This is a genomic window from Pseudomonas sp. HMSC063H08 (assembly GCF_001813645.1).
Classification (GTDB): Bacteria; Pseudomonadota; Gammaproteobacteria; order Pseudomonadales; family Pseudomonadaceae; genus Pseudomonas; species Pseudomonas aeruginosa.
This window is the reverse complement of the sequence record NZ_KV813518.1, coordinates 1-253: the sequence shown is the minus strand read 5'-3', so window position 1 is coordinate 253 and position 253 is coordinate 1. Positions and strand designations below refer to the sequence as shown.

Genomic DNA, 253 nt, shown 5'->3' with positions numbered 1-253 from the left:
CCGGAAGCGGGTAGTTCGAGGCGACCAGTTGCTTGGCCAGGCGCCCGCGCAGCTCACGCCGCTTCTTGGCCTGTTTCTCGTCGCGATCACGCTTTTCCTTCGCATGCTCGACCTGCTGGTTCACCGAGTCGAGCAAGCGCGCAGCGTCTTGTAGGAGCTGCTTTTGTTCGAAGCTCAAGTAGGAACCCAGCTTCCCGAACAGGTCGGTACCGCCACCAGTCAGCTTGCGTATTTCTCGCGCAGCGCCGGTCAA

At 61.3% G+C, this 253-nt stretch carries 1 pseudogene; it reads right to left on the bottom strand.

The features are described 5' to 3' along the window. Nucleotides 1-253 (bottom strand): annotated as a pseudogene (locus HMPREF2924_RS21825) (hypothetical protein); the annotation flags it as partial.